Annotated in this window: 13 protein-coding genes; 5 read left to right on the plus strand and 8 right to left on the minus strand. The window is 73.8% G+C overall.

Annotated elements, in window-relative coordinates; all coding sequences use genetic code 11:
• Nucleotides 1–38 precede the first annotated feature (38 nt).
• From ABEB00_RS17960 to ABEB00_RS17975, 4 genes are all read right to left on the minus strand, one after another.
• Nucleotides 39–2,372: a M4 family metallopeptidase gene (locus tag ABEB00_RS17960; RefSeq protein WP_345620773.1), complete on the minus strand. Its 2,334-nt coding sequence runs from the start codon at nucleotides 2,370–2,372 to the stop codon at nucleotides 39–41.
• Nucleotides 2,373–2,768: 396 nt separating this feature from the next.
• A complete protein-coding gene (locus tag ABEB00_RS17965) occupies nucleotides 2,769–4,469 on the minus strand; it encodes an alpha-amylase family protein (protein WP_345620774.1) in 1,701 nt (566 codons plus the stop codon).
• The gene (locus tag ABEB00_RS17970) at nucleotides 4,460–5,464 is read right to left on the minus strand and encodes a TIGR03885 family FMN-dependent LLM class oxidoreductase (RefSeq protein WP_345620776.1); all 1,005 of its coding nucleotides are present in this window, start codon (nucleotides 5,462–5,464) and stop codon (nucleotides 4,460–4,462) included. Before ABEB00_RS17970 ends, ABEB00_RS17965 begins: the two co-directional genes overlap by 10 nt.
• Nucleotides 5,465–5,673: 209 nt before the next feature.
• Nucleotides 5,674–6,174: a GNAT family N-acetyltransferase gene (locus tag ABEB00_RS17975; RefSeq protein WP_425586516.1), complete on the minus strand. Its 501-nt coding sequence runs from the start codon at nucleotides 6,172–6,174 to the stop codon at nucleotides 5,674–5,676.
• Nucleotides 6,175–6,365: 191 nt separating this feature from the next.
• Between ABEB00_RS17975 and ABEB00_RS17980 the strand changes: the two genes are divergently transcribed.
• Entirely contained in the window at nucleotides 6,366–8,126 is a 1,761-nt protein-coding gene (locus ABEB00_RS17980; RefSeq protein ID WP_345620779.1) for a serine/threonine-protein kinase, read from the plus strand.
• A 476-nt stretch (nucleotides 8,127–8,602) separates the two neighbouring features.
• On the plus strand, nucleotides 8,603–10,276 hold the full coding sequence (locus ABEB00_RS17985; protein WP_345620780.1) for a PHP domain-containing protein: 1,674 nt from the start codon (nucleotides 8,603–8,605) through the stop codon (nucleotides 10,274–10,276).
• A gap of 28 nt (nucleotides 10,277–10,304) precedes the next feature.
• Here the strand turns inward: ABEB00_RS17985 and ABEB00_RS17990 are convergent, their stop codons facing one another.
• Genes ABEB00_RS17990 through ABEB00_RS18005 form a run of 4 tightly spaced genes read right to left on the minus strand, consistent with a single transcriptional unit; the run spans nucleotide 10,305 to nucleotide 13,697 of the window.
• On the minus strand, nucleotides 10,305–11,309 hold the full coding sequence (locus ABEB00_RS17990) for a DUF2891 domain-containing protein (protein WP_345620781.1): 1,005 nt from the start codon (nucleotides 11,307–11,309) through the stop codon (nucleotides 10,305–10,307).
• Nucleotides 11,309–11,959 (minus strand): pyroglutamyl-peptidase I, encoded by a 651-nt coding sequence (gene pcp, locus ABEB00_RS17995; RefSeq protein ID WP_345620782.1) that lies wholly within the window; start codon nucleotides 11,957–11,959, stop codon nucleotides 11,309–11,311. Before pcp ends, ABEB00_RS17990 begins: the two co-directional genes overlap by 1 nt.
• Nucleotides 11,960–12,006: 47 nt before the next feature.
• Nucleotides 12,007–12,981: a DUF979 domain-containing protein gene (locus ABEB00_RS18000; protein ID WP_345620783.1), complete on the minus strand. Its 975-nt coding sequence runs from the start codon at nucleotides 12,979–12,981 to the stop codon at nucleotides 12,007–12,009.
• Nucleotides 12,978–13,697, minus strand: coding sequence for a DUF969 domain-containing protein (locus ABEB00_RS18005; RefSeq protein ID WP_345620784.1), 720 nt, complete (start codon nucleotides 13,695–13,697; stop codon nucleotides 12,978–12,980). Before ABEB00_RS18005 ends, ABEB00_RS18000 begins: the two co-directional genes overlap by 4 nt.
• 272 nt (nucleotides 13,698–13,969) lie before the next feature.
• Between ABEB00_RS18005 and ABEB00_RS18010 the strand changes: the two genes are divergently transcribed.
• The 3 genes from ABEB00_RS18010 to ABEB00_RS18020 are packed head-to-tail and all read left to right on the plus strand — an operon-like array spanning nucleotide 13,970 to nucleotide 16,235.
• Complete coding sequence (locus ABEB00_RS18010) at nucleotides 13,970–14,722, plus strand: LamB/YcsF family protein (RefSeq protein ID WP_345620785.1); 753 nt, start codon at nucleotides 13,970–13,972, stop codon at nucleotides 14,720–14,722.
• The gene (locus ABEB00_RS18015; RefSeq protein ID WP_345620786.1) at nucleotides 14,719–15,381 is read left to right on the plus strand and encodes a 5-oxoprolinase subunit B family protein; all 663 of its coding nucleotides are present in this window, start codon (nucleotides 14,719–14,721) and stop codon (nucleotides 15,379–15,381) included. Before ABEB00_RS18010 ends, ABEB00_RS18015 begins: the two co-directional genes overlap by 4 nt.
• A complete protein-coding gene (locus ABEB00_RS18020; protein ID WP_345620787.1) occupies nucleotides 15,378–16,235 on the plus strand; it encodes a 5-oxoprolinase subunit C family protein in 858 nt (285 codons plus the stop codon). Before ABEB00_RS18015 ends, ABEB00_RS18020 begins: the two co-directional genes overlap by 4 nt.
• Nucleotides 16,236–16,538: the final 303 nt, after the last annotated feature.

Genomic DNA, 16,538 nt, shown 5'->3' on the forward strand with positions numbered 1-16,538 from the left:
CGCTCGCGGGCCGGTCCGCGAGCGGCGCGGCGGGAGCGTCAGAAGGTCAGGCTCCAGCGGTCGAGGTGACCTGGGTCGACGAGGAAGATGCCCGGGGTGTTGTCCTTGACGCGCAGCTTCCACGTTCCGTCGGCGGGGACCGCGGAGGCGTCCACCGTGAAGGTGGCGTGGAGTTCGTCGCCCTCGTCCCAGACGAAGCCCTTGACCGGGATCAGGGTGCCGTCCCCGGCCACCAGGTCGATGATCTGGCCGCCGATGAACGGGTGGGACAGGTCGACGGTGACCTTCAGGTCGGCGGGCGCGTTCCCGGTACGGCCGGTGACCCGCAGGGGTGACTCGACGGTCTGCCAGTTGGGGATGTCGTACCGGTCGGGGTTGACGAAGTGGTCGCCGCCGGAGGCCAGGACCGTCCAGGTGTAGGGCAGGGCGCGCTGCTCCGCCGCGGAGTTGGTGACGGTGACGGTGACCTCGAAGGTGCCGGCACGGGTGGGGGTGCCGGTGATGCGCCCGTCGGCCTGGTCCACCGTGAGGCCGTCGGGCAGTCCGGTCGCCTTGTAGGAGAGCGCGCCGGGCCGGGTGGAGGTGGCGGTGACCTGGCGGCTGACCGGCTGGCCGACGGCCGCGTCACGGGCGGAGGGAGTGTCGGCGGCGATGTGGTTGACGTAACCGGGTCCGACGTTGACGGCGGCCCAGGCGTTGCCGACCGTCTCGTAGGCGTCGCTGGTGGTGCCGAAGAGGTCGGCGGCGGCCCGGAGGGTGGCGGTGCGGGCGCCGGCGTAGTCGGTGGTGCTGGTCATGTAGCGGGTCAGCGCCCGGTACCAGACGTTGGTGGCGTTCGCGAGACCGAGGGCCGCGACGGGCCTGCCGTCGTAGGTGGGACTGTCGTAGGCGATCCCGTTGACGGTGGACCGGCCGCTGCCCTGGGCCAGCAGGTAGAAGAAGTGGTTGCCGACGCCTGAGCTGAAGTGCGGGTCGAGCTTCTTGGTGCCGGTGGTCCAGTAGTCCTGCGAGGTGCCCTTCGCGGAGGCGTCCTTGGACGGCTGGTCCAGGTAGCGCAGCGGCTTGCCGGTGCCGCGGACGTCCGCCAGTTCACCGAGGAGGAAATCGGGTGTGTCCTCGGCGTTGCCGGCGAAGAACTCCACCGCGGTGCCCATGATGTCGCTGGTGGCCTCGTTGAGTCCGCCGGACTCCCCGGTGTAGATCAGACCGGCGGTGGCGGAGGTGACGCCGTGGGTCATCTCGTGGGCGGCTATGTCCAGTTCGGTCAGCGGGTGCTCGCCGTCGGCGCCGTCGCCGTAGGTCATGCAGAAGCACAGGTCGTCCCAGAACGCGTTGGCGTATCCGGTGCCGTAGTGGACGTTGGAGACGGCGCCCACGCCGTCGTCGGCTATGCCGTTGCGGCCGAAGCGGTCGTGGTAGAAGTCCCAGGTCCGCTGTGCTCCGTAGGCGGCGTCGACCGCCGCCGTCTGCGGGGTGGCCGGGTCGCCGTCGCCCCACACGTCGTCGGCGTCGGTCAGCAGGGTGCGGACACCGCCGGTGACGTCGTAGGTCCGGTGGTTGCCGCGCTGGGGGTCGGCCAGCCGGAAGGCGTCGCCGTCGCGCACGGACGCCAGCGGCACCGTCCCGCTGTACTGGCTGTGGCCCTCGCCGGCCCGGATGTCGTCGTACGAGGTGAGCCGGGCTCCGGTGACGGCGTCGGTGACGAGGTGCAGGCGGCTCGGGGTGCCGTCCGTGCGCACGCCGACGACAACGTTGTCCCAGGCGAGTCGCGGGGTGCCGTCCGCCGCCCAGACCACCTGCCGGGAGGTGGCCCGGCGCCGGGAGGTGAGCGAACTGTCCTCACCGGCCGCCGCCAGCGCCGCCTTCTTCGCCTCGGTGGCGGTGACCTCGGCCTCGGTCGTGGGCAGGGTGAGTGCCCGTGCCGAGGTGCGGGTGACGCTCCGCGCACCGGCTCTCTCGTGCACCACCAGGTCGCCGCCGATGACGGGGAGTCCGTCGTAGGTGCGGGAGTAGCGGGTGTGCACGGTGCCGTCGGCGTCCTTCACGACGTCCTCGACGGCCAGTTCCTCCGCGCCGCCCAGCCGGAGGTCGCGGGCCGTGGCGTCGGCGGACTCGGCGGCGCGGTCGAGCAGTCGGTCCCGCTGCGTGTGGGTGAGGGGCACCTCGCGCGCCCCGGGTCTGGGCTGCACGTCGAGGTGCCGGGGCGCCGGTGACCCGGAGCCGGCCTGCGGGGCCGGTGCCGACCAGGCCGCCGGGGCGGTGAGCGCGAGCACCGCCAAGGCGGCGGCGAGCGCGGTGACCGCGCGGCCGCGGCGCGGTCCTCCGTGCGGAGCGGCGAGTGAACGCCCCTTGGGCATGGCTGAGTTGGGCATGAGGACAGCTCCTCTCGCCGGCTGTCGGCGGACAGCGGCGGGGACAGGGGGGACCGCCGGCCGACGGCCTGCGGTGGGGGTACCGGGGGGAAGCGGGGGGTGGGGGGTGCGGCGGGCGGCGTTCGAGCGTGGAGTGATCGTTTCAGCGCGCCCGGGCGTTGTCATCACTGCGGAGATCAATGTCCGAAAGCCGGTCGGCCGGACGACTCGACGCGGTGATCGTTCCGGGGGGCGTCACATGTGGCTTTACGCTGCGGAAATACGGCGACGACCAGCGAGGTTGGCCATATCCCACCGCCCCGCCGGCTCCGGCGCGGGCACTCGGCGAGGCGGAGCGCACGAACGCCGGGGAAGCCGCCCGGTCCTCCTCGGGTGGCTTCCCCGGCGGGTGCGGGGTCAGTCGGAGGCGGCCCTCTCGGGGTCGTCGGCCGGGGTGCCGACGCGCAGCCACCGGTACCCGTAGGCGGGCAGTTCGACGGTGAGCCGGCCGTCCTCGGGAACGGTGAGTCCGGCGTGTCCCTCGTCGAGCAGATCGGTCAGCCGTCCGCCGGGCCCCGCCTCGGAGAGCCGCAGCTTCGCGGTGGCCGGCCGGCCCGCGAAGTTGTGCAGGGCGAGGACCCTTCCGTCGGTGGTGCGTCCGACGTGGGCGAGCACCGAGCGCTCCCCGCTCTCGACCAGCCGGTACTCACCCCAGGCCAGTTCGGGGGCCTCCCGGTAGCGCTCGGTGAACAGCCGTATGCGGCTCAGCAGGGAGCCCGGATCGCGGCTCTGCTCGTACACGTTGACCTGCTGCGGTGCGAACGCGCCGGCCGCCAGCGGGTTGGGGAAGGTGTCGGGCGCGCCGGTGGAGAACCCGGCACCTTCCTCCGGGGTCCACTGCATGGGCGTGCGGACGGCCTGCCGGCCCTCGGCGGCCAGGTTCTCGCCCATGCCGATCTCCTCCCCGTAGAAGAGCACGGGGGTGCCCGGCAGGGTGAACAGCAGGCTGTAGGCGAGTTCGACGCGGCGGCGGTCGCCGCCCACCATGGGCGGCAGCCTGCGGCGCAGCCCCCGGTCGTAGAGCTGCATGTCCTTGTCCGGGCCGAAGGCCGCGAACACCTCGGCACGTTCGTCGTCGCTCAGCTTGTCGAGGGTCAGCTCGTCGTGGTTGCGTACGAACGTGGCCCAGTGGGCGTCCCTCGGGGCCGGGGGCCGCTCCCGCAGCGCGGCGGCGAGCGGGCCCGCGTCCTCGCGGGCCATCGACAGGTACATCTGCTGCATGCCGACGAAGTCGAAGCACATGGTCAGCTCGTCGCCCCGGGTGGAGTCGGGGTCCCCGAAGAACCGGGTGAGGCCGTCGTACGGCAGGTTGACCTCGCCGAGCAGCACCGACTCGCCGTTGCGGCGGCCCAGGAAGGCCCGCAGGTCGGCGAGGTACTCGTGCGGGTCGGGCAGTTCGCCGGCGTCGTCCTGCCCGTCCGTCTCCAGCAGGAAGGGCACGGCGTCGACCCGGAACCCGGAGAGTCCGAGCTGCGTCCAGAAGCCCATGACGCGGGCTATCTCGTCGCGCACCTCGGGGTTGGCGACGTTGAGGTCGGGCTGCTGCTTGTAGAAGCGGTGCAGGTAGTACTGGCCGCTGCCCTCGTCGTACTCCCACAGGCTGTCCTCCGCGTCGGGGAAGACCACGCCCTCGGGCCCGTCCTCGGGGGGCTCGTCCTGCCAGACGTACCAGTCGCGGTGGGCGGAGTCCCGGCCGGAGCGGGCGTCCTTGAACCACGGGTGGTCCTCGGAGGTGTGGTTGACGACGAGGTCGGCGATCACGCGGATGCCGCGGTCCCGGGCGGTGCGGACGAACTCGGTGAAGTCGCCGAGCGTTCCCAGGCGCGGGTCGACACCGTAGAAGTCCGTGATGTCGTAGCCGTCGTCGCGTTCCCGTGTCGGATAGAACGGCATCAGCCACACGCAGGTCACACCGAGGCGCACCAGGTGGTCGATGCGCTGGGTGAGGCCCGCGAAGTCGCCGATGCCGTCGCCGTCGCTGTCCTGGTACGTCTCGACGTCCAGGCAGTACACCACCGCGTTCTTCCACCACAGGTCGGAGGTGCGGGTCAGACGCATCGGAACTCCTTCGCCGTGGCGGGCAACGGGCGGGTGACGTCGAGGCGCGGCAGCACCTCGGCGCCGAACGCGTCGATGAACGCGCCCTGTTCCCGGCCGACGTGGTGCAGCATCACCGCGTCGAAGCCGAGGTCGGCGTACTCCTGGAGCCAGGCGGTGTGCCGGCCGAGGTCGGCGGAGATGTTCACCGTGCCCGCCACCTGCTCGGGCGTGACGTGCTCGCTGACGATGTCGAAGAGCTCCGGGGAGTCCAGGTCCCAACTGACCGGCGGCGTGTGTACGTTGGTGCGCCACTGGTCGTGCGCCAGCGCGCGTGCCTCGTCCTCGTCGGGCGCCCAGCTCAGGTGCACCTGGAGGTGCAGCGGCCCGCGCCCGCCCGCCTCGCGGTACGCGCCGACGATCTCGCGCAGCCGCTCCCGGGGGGCGTTGACCGTGATCAGACCGTCCGCCCACTGGGCGCACCAGGCCGCGGTGGCCGTGCTGCACGCGGCGCCGATCAGCGGTGGCACGGCGGGCGGCAGCGTCCAGAGCCTCGCCCGGTCCACGGTGACCAGCCCGTCGTGGCTGACCTCCTCGCCGCTCAGCAGCGCGCGGATGACGTCGACGCACTCGCGCAGCCGCGCGTTGCGGATGTCCTTGCGGGGCCAACCGGTGCCCGTGATGTGCTCGTTGGACGCCTCGCCGCTGCCGAGCGCCACCCAGAACCGGCCCGGGTACATGGCGGCGAGACTGGCGACCGCCTGCGCGACGATCGCCGGGTGGTAGCGCTGGCCGGGGGCGTTCACCACACCGAACGGCAGGTGCTCGGTGGCCTGGAGGGCGGCGCCGAGCCAGGACCAGGCGAAGCCGGACTCCCCTTGGCGGACGCTCCACGGCGAGAAGTGGTCCGAGCACATGGCGGCGGTGAATCCCGCCCGTTCCGCGTGGACCACGGCGTCGAGCAGGTCCGCGGGCGGGATCTGTTCATGCGAGGCGTGCAGCCCGTAGACAGTCATGCCGAGGGGGTACCCCGGGGATCCGTCCTCAGCGGAGCCGGGTCCGAAAACCCGGAAACCCGTTGCGCGAGGGCACAGTTGGGGCGAAAGCGGGGGGTGTGGCGGGTCGGCGGTCCCCTCGGTGGCTGTCCACGGCCCCGCGGTGGCTGTCTACGGCCCCGGGACGGTTGCCGACGGCCCCGGGACGGTTGCCGACGGGTCCGCGGTGGTCACGGGATCGGGAATTCCAGCTCGGGCCGGTCCCAGGCGACCGCGGGCGGGTTCGCGGCGGCGGTGCCGGTGGGCAGCGCGCCCACGCTGCGGTAGAAGCCCTCGGACGGAGGGTGTGACACCACGTGGACACGGTCCAGTCCCGCCGCGCGCGCCTCGGACTTCATGTGCGCGACGAGCAGCCGCCCGACGCCCCGGCCCTGCGTCCCGTCGGCGACGAAGAGGAGGTCCAGCTCCGGCGGCGTGAGGACCAGCGAGTAGAAACCGACCACCGGGTGCGCGGGGTCACCGGTGTCGACGGCCACGAAGACCCGGTGGGCCTCGATGTAGTCGGGGCCTACGCGGTAGCCCGCGACCATCGCCGCGTACTGGCCCTGGTAGGCGCGCGAGCCCCGGACGAGTCGCGTGAGCCGCTTGGCGTCCCGGGCGACGGCCCGCCGTACGGCGATCGCGCCGCGCGCGGGCGTAACACTCGGCTTCATGGGGAGAGTATTACGCATCCGGGAGGGCGTCCGCGCGACGGGTTCCCGCGCCGGTCCGGTACGAAAGCCGCCGGTCGGGTGCCGGGGCGCCGGTCCGGTACGAAGCCGCCGGTCCGGTACGGAGTCGTAGTCGCCGGCAGGTCTCGGTTTCGCCGGTCGCTTGTGGATTCGCCGGTCCGGTGATGATCAGGTGTGGCAGAGTCCTGCGGGTGGATGAGCTGCGACCGCAGGACCCCGCTCGGATAGGCGCGTGGCGCATTCTCGCCCGGCTCGGCGCCGGCGGCATGGGCCAGGTGTATCTGGGGCGGTCACCGGGCGGACGGCTGGTGGCGGTGAAGGTGATCCGCGACGAGATCAGCGATCACCCCGAGATCCTGGCCAGGTTCCGCCGGGAGGCCGCGACGGTCGAGGCGGTCCGCAGCGCCTACACCGCGCGGCTGATCGAGGCGTCGCTCGACGCGCCCCCGTTCTGGCTGGCCACGGAGTACGTGCCGGGGCCCACGTTGCGCGAGGCCGTACGGGAGAGCGGCCCGTTCCCGCCCGGGAGCGCGCTGCGGCTGTTCGCCGCGCTGGCCGAGGGACTGGCCGCGGTCCATGTGCACGGGGTCACGCACCGGGACCTGAAGCCGCAGAACGTCATCCTCGCGCCGCAGGGACCGCAGTTGATCGACTTCGGGATCGCCCGGGGCGTCGACCAGACGCTGCTCACGCGGGACGGCATGGCGCCGGGCACACCGGGCTACACGGCGCCGGAGGTACTGCTGCGCAACGAGGTCGGTCCGGCGGCGGACGTCTTCGCGCTGGGAGCGACGCTCGCCCACACGGCGACCGGCCGTCCTCCGTTCGGCGCGGGGGACGCGGCGGCGGTGAGCTACCGGACGGTGCACGAGGACATCGACCTGGCGGGCGTGGCGCCCGAACTGGCCCGCCTGATCCGCCGGTGCGTGGCCAAGGACCCCGCCGAGCGGCCGGAGCTGTCCGCCGTCATCGCCGCGTGCGCCGTGGACTCGGCGCTGGCCGCGGACCCCCACTACCGCTCGGTGGCCCGCGACGGCGAACCCGGACCCGGCGGCGCCCACCAGCGCCCGGTGCCCGGCGACAGCGCACCGGCGGGCGCGACGCCGCACGCGTCCGGCGCGCGGGTGGGGCCGGAGCCGGTGGCCGCGCCCGCGGCCGGCCGCACGACCCCGCTGCCGCCCGCGGCGGCGGCGCGGCGGGCCGTCGCGGAACCGGCCGCGACCGCACCGTACGACGCGGGGGCACGGCGGCGGTCCGCCCGCGCCGCCCGGCGCACGGGGTGGCTCGCGGGCGCGGTCGTCCTCGTCGTGCCGGCGGCGATATGGCTGAACTCACAGGACGGCGGGGAGGACGATCCCGGGGCGGCGCCCACGGCAGGGGTCACCGCGTCCCGGCCGGCCGCCTCGAAGAGCCCGGCCGGCGGACCGCCGGACCACATCGTCGGCGACCGGGTCTCGCAGGACCGTTGGGCGCTGTCGGACGATCCGACGCAGGCGGCCCAGGGCATCGGCGACTGCGACCTGGCCGATCCCGGCGATTCGTCGCCGCCGGCGGGCCTGCAGTCCTCGGTGTCCCACACCACCGGTTCGGACACCGCCCTGCTGTCACTGCGCCCCGAGGGCGCCGGGCAGGGCGAGCGGCCGGCGCCGTACTACGTGTCGGTGGGTGTGCGGCCTCCGCACGAGACCGACCGGACCACGGGCCGGCCGCTGCGGTCCGTCGCCAAGGGCATCGGCTTCACCAGCAAGCCGGTGGACCTCTACTCCCGGTGGTCCTCGGGCGGGACCGTGAAGCTCAACTATCCCGACGACTTCCGGGCCCATTTCGAGCACGGCGCCGTCGACGCGATCCCGATCGGTGACGACCGGGGTGACTGGACCGTGGTGCTGTACCACGTCGAGGGCGGACCCACGGAGTACACCTCCATCGTGTGCAACGGCTTCCACGCCTGAAGCCCGTCGCCGCAGGTCCGCGGGGTGTCCGACGGGTGCGTCCGGCCGCGTCCGGCGGCCGTTCGGCCGCTCTGCCGCGAGACGGACATCCGCCGCACGCCGGTTCTTCAGGGCGGCTTCACCCTGCCGTCCCTGAGTCCGGGCATCGTCCGGCAGGTGAGCGACGCGAGAGCGGCCCGGCGGGTGGGCGCCGGACCGCACGTGGGCGGCACCCCGGTCACCGGTCCGCGCGGGCCGGCCACGCCTGACGACGGCCGCCCGGTGCAGCCGACCGGCCGCGTGGCGTGCGCCGACACCGACCGTCGCCGTCCGGACAGCGCTGTCCGCCGCCGCCCGCCCGGCGCGTTCCCCACCCCGGCACGCAGCACCGGGCATGGGCCCGGCACGCACGCGCTCCGCGGACGCCCGCCCACCCCACTTCAGCACCGCCCGCCCCACTTCAGCACCGCACTCAGCACTCAGCACCAGAGGACGTCATGACCGAGCAGCAGTTGCCCGTCTGGGCCGACCCGTCCGTCTCCCCCGTCGGGCTCGACGCACAGGGCATCTCCCGTCGCCGGCTCCTGCGGCGCGCCGGTCTGTTCGGCGCCGCGTTCGCCCTCGCGCCCGCCGCGCCGGCCCTGGCCGTCGGCGGCGGACGGGACCGGCTCGGCGGTGAGGACCCGCGCCTAGCCTACCTGGTCGGCGACCACCACGTCCACTCCGTCTACAGCCACGACGCCAAGTACACGTTCTCCCAGTTGGCCGCGGCGGGCGCCCGGTACGGGCTGGACTGGACGGTGTTCACCGAGCACTCCAACGTCGGCCACGCCGAGTTCGGGGCGGCGCTGGAGCACCGCGAGATCGTCAGGGCGCGGGCCGAGAACCCGCGCCAGTTGATCTTCCAGGGGCTGGAGTGGTACATCCCGGCCGCCGAGCACGCCACCGTCTTCGCCGCCCCGGGCCGCCACGAGGTCGACCTGCTCACCCGGTTCGAGCAGGCCTACGACGGCAAGCTGCTCGGCTACGACAAGGGCGGCGCCGCCGACGCCGACACCGCCCGCAACGAGGCGCACGCCGTCGCGGCGCTGAAGTGGCTGGCCCGGCAGCGCCGCTCCGGCTACGTCGACGACGTGCTGGTGCTCGCCAACCACCCGCTGCGCCTGGGCATCGACTCCCCGCACGAGCTGCGCGCCTGGCGGGACGCCGCCTCGGAGATCATGATCGGTATGGAGGGGGCGCCCGGCGCCCAGGGCGCGGCGATACCGGGCTGGCGCGGGGCGGCCTCGGTGCGCGGCGAGTACGAGAACAAGCCGTCGGCGCAGTCCTGGCCCGGCTATCCGGCGAACGCCTATGTCACCTACGGCGGTTTCGACTGGGCGACGGCGACCGTCGGCGGCCTGTGGGACTCGATGCTGGCCGAGGGCCGGATGTTCTCGGTCACCAGCAACTCCGACGCCCACCGCGTCGTCCGGGACACGCTGCGCAACGGCGACTGGGCGCCCGGCCGGAACTTCGACAACACCGGGAAGCTGCCCGACCCGGTCGAGACGGGCACCCCGCAGGCGGGCAGCGACTTCTGGCCGGGCCAGTTCAGCCGCACCCATGTCGGGGTCACCCGGTACGGGTACCGGTCGGTGATGGCGGGGCTGCGAGCCGGGCGGGTCTGGGTCGATCACGGGCACCTGCTGGACGGGCTCGACGTGCGGCTGCGGCGCGCCGGCGACCACGGCCGGGGCGTGACGCTGGGCGGCCGGCTGCGGGTCCGGCGCGGTGAGCGCCTCACCCTCGACATCACCGTGACGAGCGCCTCGCGCCCCAACCCCAACGGGGTGCTGCCCGAGCTCGCGCACGTGGACGTCGTCCGGGGTGCGGTGCGCGGTCCGGTCGCCGACCGGGACGCCTGGCGGGCGCCCGACACCCGGGTGGTGCGCACCGAGGACGTCACCGGCCGCAAGGGCACGTACACCCTGCGTGTCCCGCTGACCGCCGGTACGGAGTCGTTCTACGTCCGGCTGCGCGGCAGCGACGGCAACCGGCACGGGGCCGGACCGCTCGGCGCCTCCGTCGACCCGCACGGCCCCGTCGCGCACGAGCCGGGCAACGGCGACCCGTGGGCCGACACCTGGTTCTACTCCAACCCGGTCTTCGTGGACGTGGTGCGTTCCTGACGCGGCGCCGCCGTACGGGGCCCGGGGGTCAGCGCGGGTCGAGGGCGAGGGCGGCGAAGGTGGCCAGCCAGTGGTCGGTGGTGAAGTCGCCGCGTGCCACCGCGGGCAGTCCGGCCGCGAGGTGGGCCTCGGCCGCCTCGCCCAGGCGGGTCCGGACGGGGCCGTCGGGCAGCGCGTCCGCGAGGGAGCGCAGCGCGGCGGCACGGCTGAGGGTCAGGCCGAGCAGGTGGCCGATCTGCGGGTCGGCGTGGTCGGAGACCACGGGGACGTCGAGCGGCGGGCAGGGGCCGCCGGAGCGCAACGCGGGCAGGAAGCGGTCGAGCCAGGGCGCGAACCGCTCCGCCGGGAGCACCCGGCGCATCGCGTCGGCCTCGCTCAGCGCCGGCGAGAGGAAGTCCTGTCCCGAGGGCTCCCAGTGCGCGGGCGCGTCGTGGTCGTCGCCGAACCAGGCCAGCAGGCGTTCCCGTACGGCCTGGTCGGTCTCGGCGGACAGGGTGCCCGAGTCGAGTACCAGTCCGAGCGCGAAGGCGCTGTTGGGGTGGTTTCCGTGGCGTACGGGATACGTGGCCTTGGGAAGCCAGGCGGTGAGCAGGTCCTCGACGGCGGCGACGGCGGGTGCCAGCGCGCCGGTCCAGCGGGCGCCGCGCTCGCCGCCGTGGGCCCGGCACTCGGCGGCGAGCGCGAGCAGCCACGCCCAGCCGTAGGGCCGCTCGAAGGAGGGGTGCTCGCGGAGGTAGGCGGCCTCGGCGGCGAGGTGGGCGGGGGTGAGATGCCGGTCGAGTACGTCGACGGCCGCCGCGGTGTCCGGCAGCGCGGGTGTGCCGCCGTGGCGGCGGAGCACCCGGACCAGCAGCCAGTGCATGTGGACCGAGGAGTGCCAGTCGTAGGCGCCGTAGAAGGCGGGGTGCAGGGCGCGGGGGGAGCCGGGCTCGTCGGGCGAGGTGATCAGGTGGGCGGGGAAGTTCGGGTACTCGCGGGTGAGGTTGGCGACGGCGAGCGCGGCGAACGGTGCGGCGTGGGTGCTCAGCGGCATCAGTGGGTGGCTCCTTCGGTGACCTTCAGGTCCTGCCGGGCCGGGGTGCGGGCGGCGGCGGTCAGCAGGGCGCGCAGGCCGTGGGCGACGGTGGCGGGCGGCAGCGACGGGGCCTGGCCGTCGGTGACCTGTTCCGGCGCCCAGGGCACGTGCACGAAACCGCCGCGGACCCGCGGGAACTCGGTGGCGATGAGGTGCCCGAGGCCGTAGGCCACGTGGTTGCAGACGAAGGTGCCGGCCGTGTTCGACAGGGCGGCCGGGACACCGGCCTCGCGCAGCGCGGCGACGCACGCCTTGACGGGGAGGGTGGAGAAGTAGGCGGCGGGACCGTCCGGGATCACCGGTTCGTCCAGGGGCCGGCGGCCCGCGTTGTCGGGGATGCGGGCGTCGTCGACGTTGATGCCGAGGCGTTCGACGGTGACGCCGGGTCGGCCGCCCGCCTGGCCCAGGCAGAGCACCAGGTCGGGGGCGGTCGCCCGGACGGCGTCGCGCAGGGTTTCGAGGGCCTCGCCGAAGACGCAGGGCAGCTCGGCGGCGACGACCTCGATTCCGGCGGGTGGTTCGGCGGCCACCAGGGAGGCCGCCTGCCAGGACGGGTTCACGCGCTCGCCGCCGAAGGGGGCGAAGCCGGTGATGAGGACGCGGGTCACAGCACTTCCTTACGGGGATCCGCCCGGCGTCCGGCCGGGGGGCGGGCTCAGAAGGCGAAGAACGCCATGATCAGGGTGCAGCAGCCGAGGAGTGCGACGCCCGTCGGGAGCTGGGCTTTGATCGGTCCGTACTGGTCCTTCAGTTCGAGCAGGGTGGCCGGGACGATGTTGAAGTTGGCGGCCATCGGGGTGCAGAGCGTGCCGGCGAATCCGGCCAGCATGCCGAGGGCGAGGACGGCCGGTTCGTTTCCGTGCATCTGCTGGATCAGCACCGGCCAGCCGATCGCCGCGGTCATCACCGGGAAGGCGGCGAAGGCGTTGCCCATGATGACGGTGAACAGGAACATGCCGACGCAGTACGCGATCACGGCGAGGTACTTGGAGCCGTCCGGCAGGACGTCGTTCACGATGCCGCCGACCTCGGTGCCGACGCCGGCGGCGGCGAAGATCGAGCCGAGCACGGCCAGGAGCTGGGGCAGCAGCAGGGCGGAGCCCATCGCCTCCAGCATGGAGCGGCCGGAGTGGACCGGGACGGAGAGCTTCTTCTCGCCGGTGACGAGCATGCCGACGACGAGCGCGACGACGCAGCCGAGGCCGAGCCCGAGGAGGGTGGCCTTGCCCGACTCGAACAGGCCGGACTCGTCCAGGACGGAGGCGCAGACGATGGCGACGACCGGGATCGTCAGGGCGGGGATGAAGATCTTGTTGCCCAGCCGGGCGGCGGACGCCTCGCGCTGCTCACCGGTGGTGGTGACCGGGACGCCCTTGCCGAGGAAGTTGAATCCGGCGAGCACGATCAGGGCGAGGACCGCGACGCCGAGCGGTTCGGCGGGCAGGGTCCAGCCGCCGTTCTTCGCGGTGGCGTCGGCGACGCCGGTGCCGTAGGGGAAGGTGAGTCCGAGCAGGCCCCAGAACGCGGCGGAGGTCCACCGTCTGGGGTTGCTGCGGTCGGCGGCCATCTGCGCGGCCATGACGACGAAGACGGCGCCTATCAGCCAGTAGAGCCATTCGACCTTGATCACTTGTCGGCCCCCTCGGGAAACGGCAGGTCGTGCTCGGCCGCGGCGAGTGCCATCTCGCGCTCCAGTCGCCGGTCCAGGAGCAGCAGCCTGGCGCCGTGGATGACGAAGGCGCAGACGGCGAGCGGGATCGCCCACAGGGCGAGCTGGGTGGGTTCGATGTCCTGCTGGTAGGTGGAGTTCACGAAGCCGGTGATCAGCAGGATGGAGCCGATCGCGATGAAGCAGTCCTCGCCGAAGAAGACGCCCACGGTGTCGGCCGACGCGGAGTAGGAGCGCACCTTCTCCCGCAGGTGGTCGGGGAGCCTGGCCCCCGCGGTGCGCTCGGCGGCGGCCTCGGCCATGGGTGCCACCAGCGGGCGTACGGTCTGCGCCGGGCCGCCGATGCTGTTCAGGCCGAAGGCCGCGGTGACCTGCCGGACCAGCAGGTAGACGGTGAGGAAGCGGCCGGCGCTGAGCCGGCCCAGCCGGCCGATGAGGTTGCGGGCCTGTTCGCGCAGGCCGTAGCGCTCCAGCAGGCCGATCACCGGGAGCACGATGGCGTAGACGGTGACCGAGCGGCTGTCGGCGAAGGACCGGCCGAAGGCCGCGAGGACCTCCAGCGGGTCCATCTTGCCGAGCAGGCCGGTGACGATACCGGCGACGCCCACCACGAGGACGGGGTTGCGGCGCGTGACGAATCCGAGGATCACCACGACCACACCGAGCAGAACGATCATGCGGGGGCCTTCTTCAGGCGGGAGGGGGCAGAGCACGTACCGGAGACCTCAGCAGTCCCAGAAATCCCGGAAGTCCCGAAAGCCTCAGAAGCTTGGGGGGAACTTCGGCGGTCCTGGGACCATAGCCCCGAATACGTGGCGGATGCACGGACCCTAAGCGATCGTTGAACGATCTAACAAGGGGTGAATTTCTCACCCCTCCCGCAGAGGGCTGCCCAGCCGCTCCTCCCGAACTCTTGTCGGATTGTTCAACGATCCGCTAGGTTCATGGCGTGATCGACCTCAACGCAGATCTCGGTGAGGGCTTCGGCCGCTGGACCCTCACCGACGACGACGCCCTGCTCTCCGTCGTCACCAGCGCCAACGTCGCCTGCGGCTTCCACGCGGGCGACCCTTCGGTGATGCGCCGCGTCTGCGACCTCGCCGCCGAGCGCGGGGTGCGGATCGGCGCCCAGGTGTCCTACCGCGACCTGGCCGGCTTCGGCCGGCGCGCCATGGACGTGCCCCCCGACGAACTCGCGGCGGAGGTGGCGTACCAGATCGGCGCCCTGCGGGTCTTCGCCGAGGCGGCCGGCGCCGAGGTGGCGTACGTCAAACCGCACGGCGCGCTCTACAACCGCACCGTGCACGACGACGGGCAGGCCCGTGCCGTGGTCGCGGGCGTCCGGCTCGCGGGCGGGGCGCTGCCCGTGCTCGGACTGCCCGGCTCGCGGCTGCTGGCCGCGGTCGCGGACGCGGGGCTCACCGGTGTGCCCGAGGCGTTCGCGGACCGCGCCTACACCCCCGAGGGCACCCTCGTCCCGCGCCGTGAGCCGGACTCCGTGGTGACGGACGGGGACACGGTGGTCCGGCGGGCGCTGGCGTTCGCGGTGGACGGCGGGGTCGAGGCCGTGGACGGGTCCCGGGTGGCGGTCGCCGCCCGTTCGCTGTGCCTGCACGGCGACACGCCGGGCGCCGCCCGGCTCGCGGTACGGGTGCGCGAGGCACTGGAGACGGCCGGGGTCGAGGTCGGGGCGTTCGCATGACGGCCGGACCGCTCCGCACGACGCGCCGGGCCGGCCGGCACGCGCTCCTGGTCGAACTGCCCGACGCCGAGCACACCGCCGCCTTCCACGCCGAACTGCTGCGGCGGCGCGCCGCGGGGACGCTGCCGCCGGTGGAGGAGATCGTGCCGGGCGCGCGGACCGTCCTGCTGGACGGGGTGCCGGACCCCGAGGCGCTGGCCCGCCGGGTCGCGCGCTGGGACGTGCCGCCGGAGGCCGCCGGCGTCGGCGACGTCGTGGAGATCCCGGTGCGCTACGACGGGCCGGACCTGGCCGAGGTGGCGGCCTTGTGGGGAGTCGCCCCCGAGAAGGCCGCCGCCCGCCACGCCGCTGCCGTGTACCGGGTGGCGTTCTGCGGTTTCGCCCCCGGCTTCGGCTACCTCACCGGACTGCCGCCCGAACTGCACGTGCCGCGACGCGCCACGCCCAGGACCCGGGTCCCGGCCGGAGCGGTCGCGCTCGCCGGGCCGTACAGCGCGGTCTACCCCCGGGCCACCCCGGGCGGCTGGCAACTGATCGGCACCATGCCGGACCCGACGCCCCTGTGGGACCCCGCACGGGAGCGGGCGGCGCTCCTCACCCCCGGCACGCGGGTGCGCTTCCGCGCGGTGGCCGGCGGCCCGGCGGAGGCCACGGCGTGACCATCAAGCTGACGGTGGTCCGGGCGGGCGCCCTCACCACGGTGCAGGACGCCGGCCGGCGCGGCCACGCCCACCTCGGGGTGCCCCGCTCCGGCGCGCTGGACGCGCCCGCGATGCGGCTGGCCAACCGACTGCTCGGCAACGACCCCGACACGGCCGTCCTGGAGACCACCCTGACCGGCTGCGCCCTGCGGACCGCCCACGCCGTCCGGGTCGTGGTGGGCGGCGCGCCCTGCCCGGTGACGGTGGACGGGCTGCCCGCGGCCTGGGGGGCTCCGGTGCGGGTCCCGGCGGGCGCGGTCCTGGAACTGGGCCCGGTGACCGCGGGCGTGCGCGCCTACCTGGCGGTCGCCGGCGGCATCGCCGCCGAGGCCGTCCTCGGCAGCCGTTCGACCGACCTCCTCTCCGGGCTCGGCCCGGCGCCGCTGCGCGACGGCGACACCGTCCCGGTGGGCACCCCCGCGCGGCAGGCGGCGGGACCGGCGGTCGCCCCCTGGCCGGGGCCGCCCGCCGAGCTGGTCCTGCCGGTACGTCCCGGTCCGCGGGCGGACTGGTTCACCCCGGCCGCGCTGCACACCTTCACCTCGGCGACGTACCGGGTCTCCGCGCACAGCAACCGCATCGGCCTGCGCACCGAGGGGCCGGCGCTGGAGCGGGCATCGACGGGCGAACTGCCCAGCGAGGGCATGGTCCTCGGCGCCGTCCAGGTCCCGCCGGACGGCCGTCCCGTGGTCTTCCTGCACGACCACCCGACGACCGGTGGCTACCCGGTGATCGCGGTCGTCGCCGAATTCGCCCTCGCGGCGGCGGCCCAGGCTGCGGCCGGAACACCGGTGCGTTTCACGCTCGGCTGACGAGGGGTTACGGATCCGATACCGGGGCGGCGTTTTCCCGATCGCAATTCCCTGCTTTCGCAGCCCCTTCGCCTTGTCCGCCATGCCCCTTGCTCCACCCGCAAAGGGCAGCTCTGCCGACGGTCTTCCCCACCGGCCGGTGCGGTGTGCGGTGAGGCCCGGAACCCCCCGCTGAGCTGGGCCGATCCGCACATGTGCCGGTGTCTGCCGACAGGTGGGGCAGTCCCGCATCTACGTGAGGGCACTACGGAAAGTCAAGTGTTGACAGGCGCTCGGGCCGTGACTGATCATCACCAATGCCTC

It is taken from the genome of Streptomyces ziwulingensis, assembly GCF_039542605.1.
Lineage (GTDB): Bacteria > Actinomycetota > Actinomycetes > Streptomycetales > Streptomycetaceae > Streptomyces > Streptomyces ziwulingensis.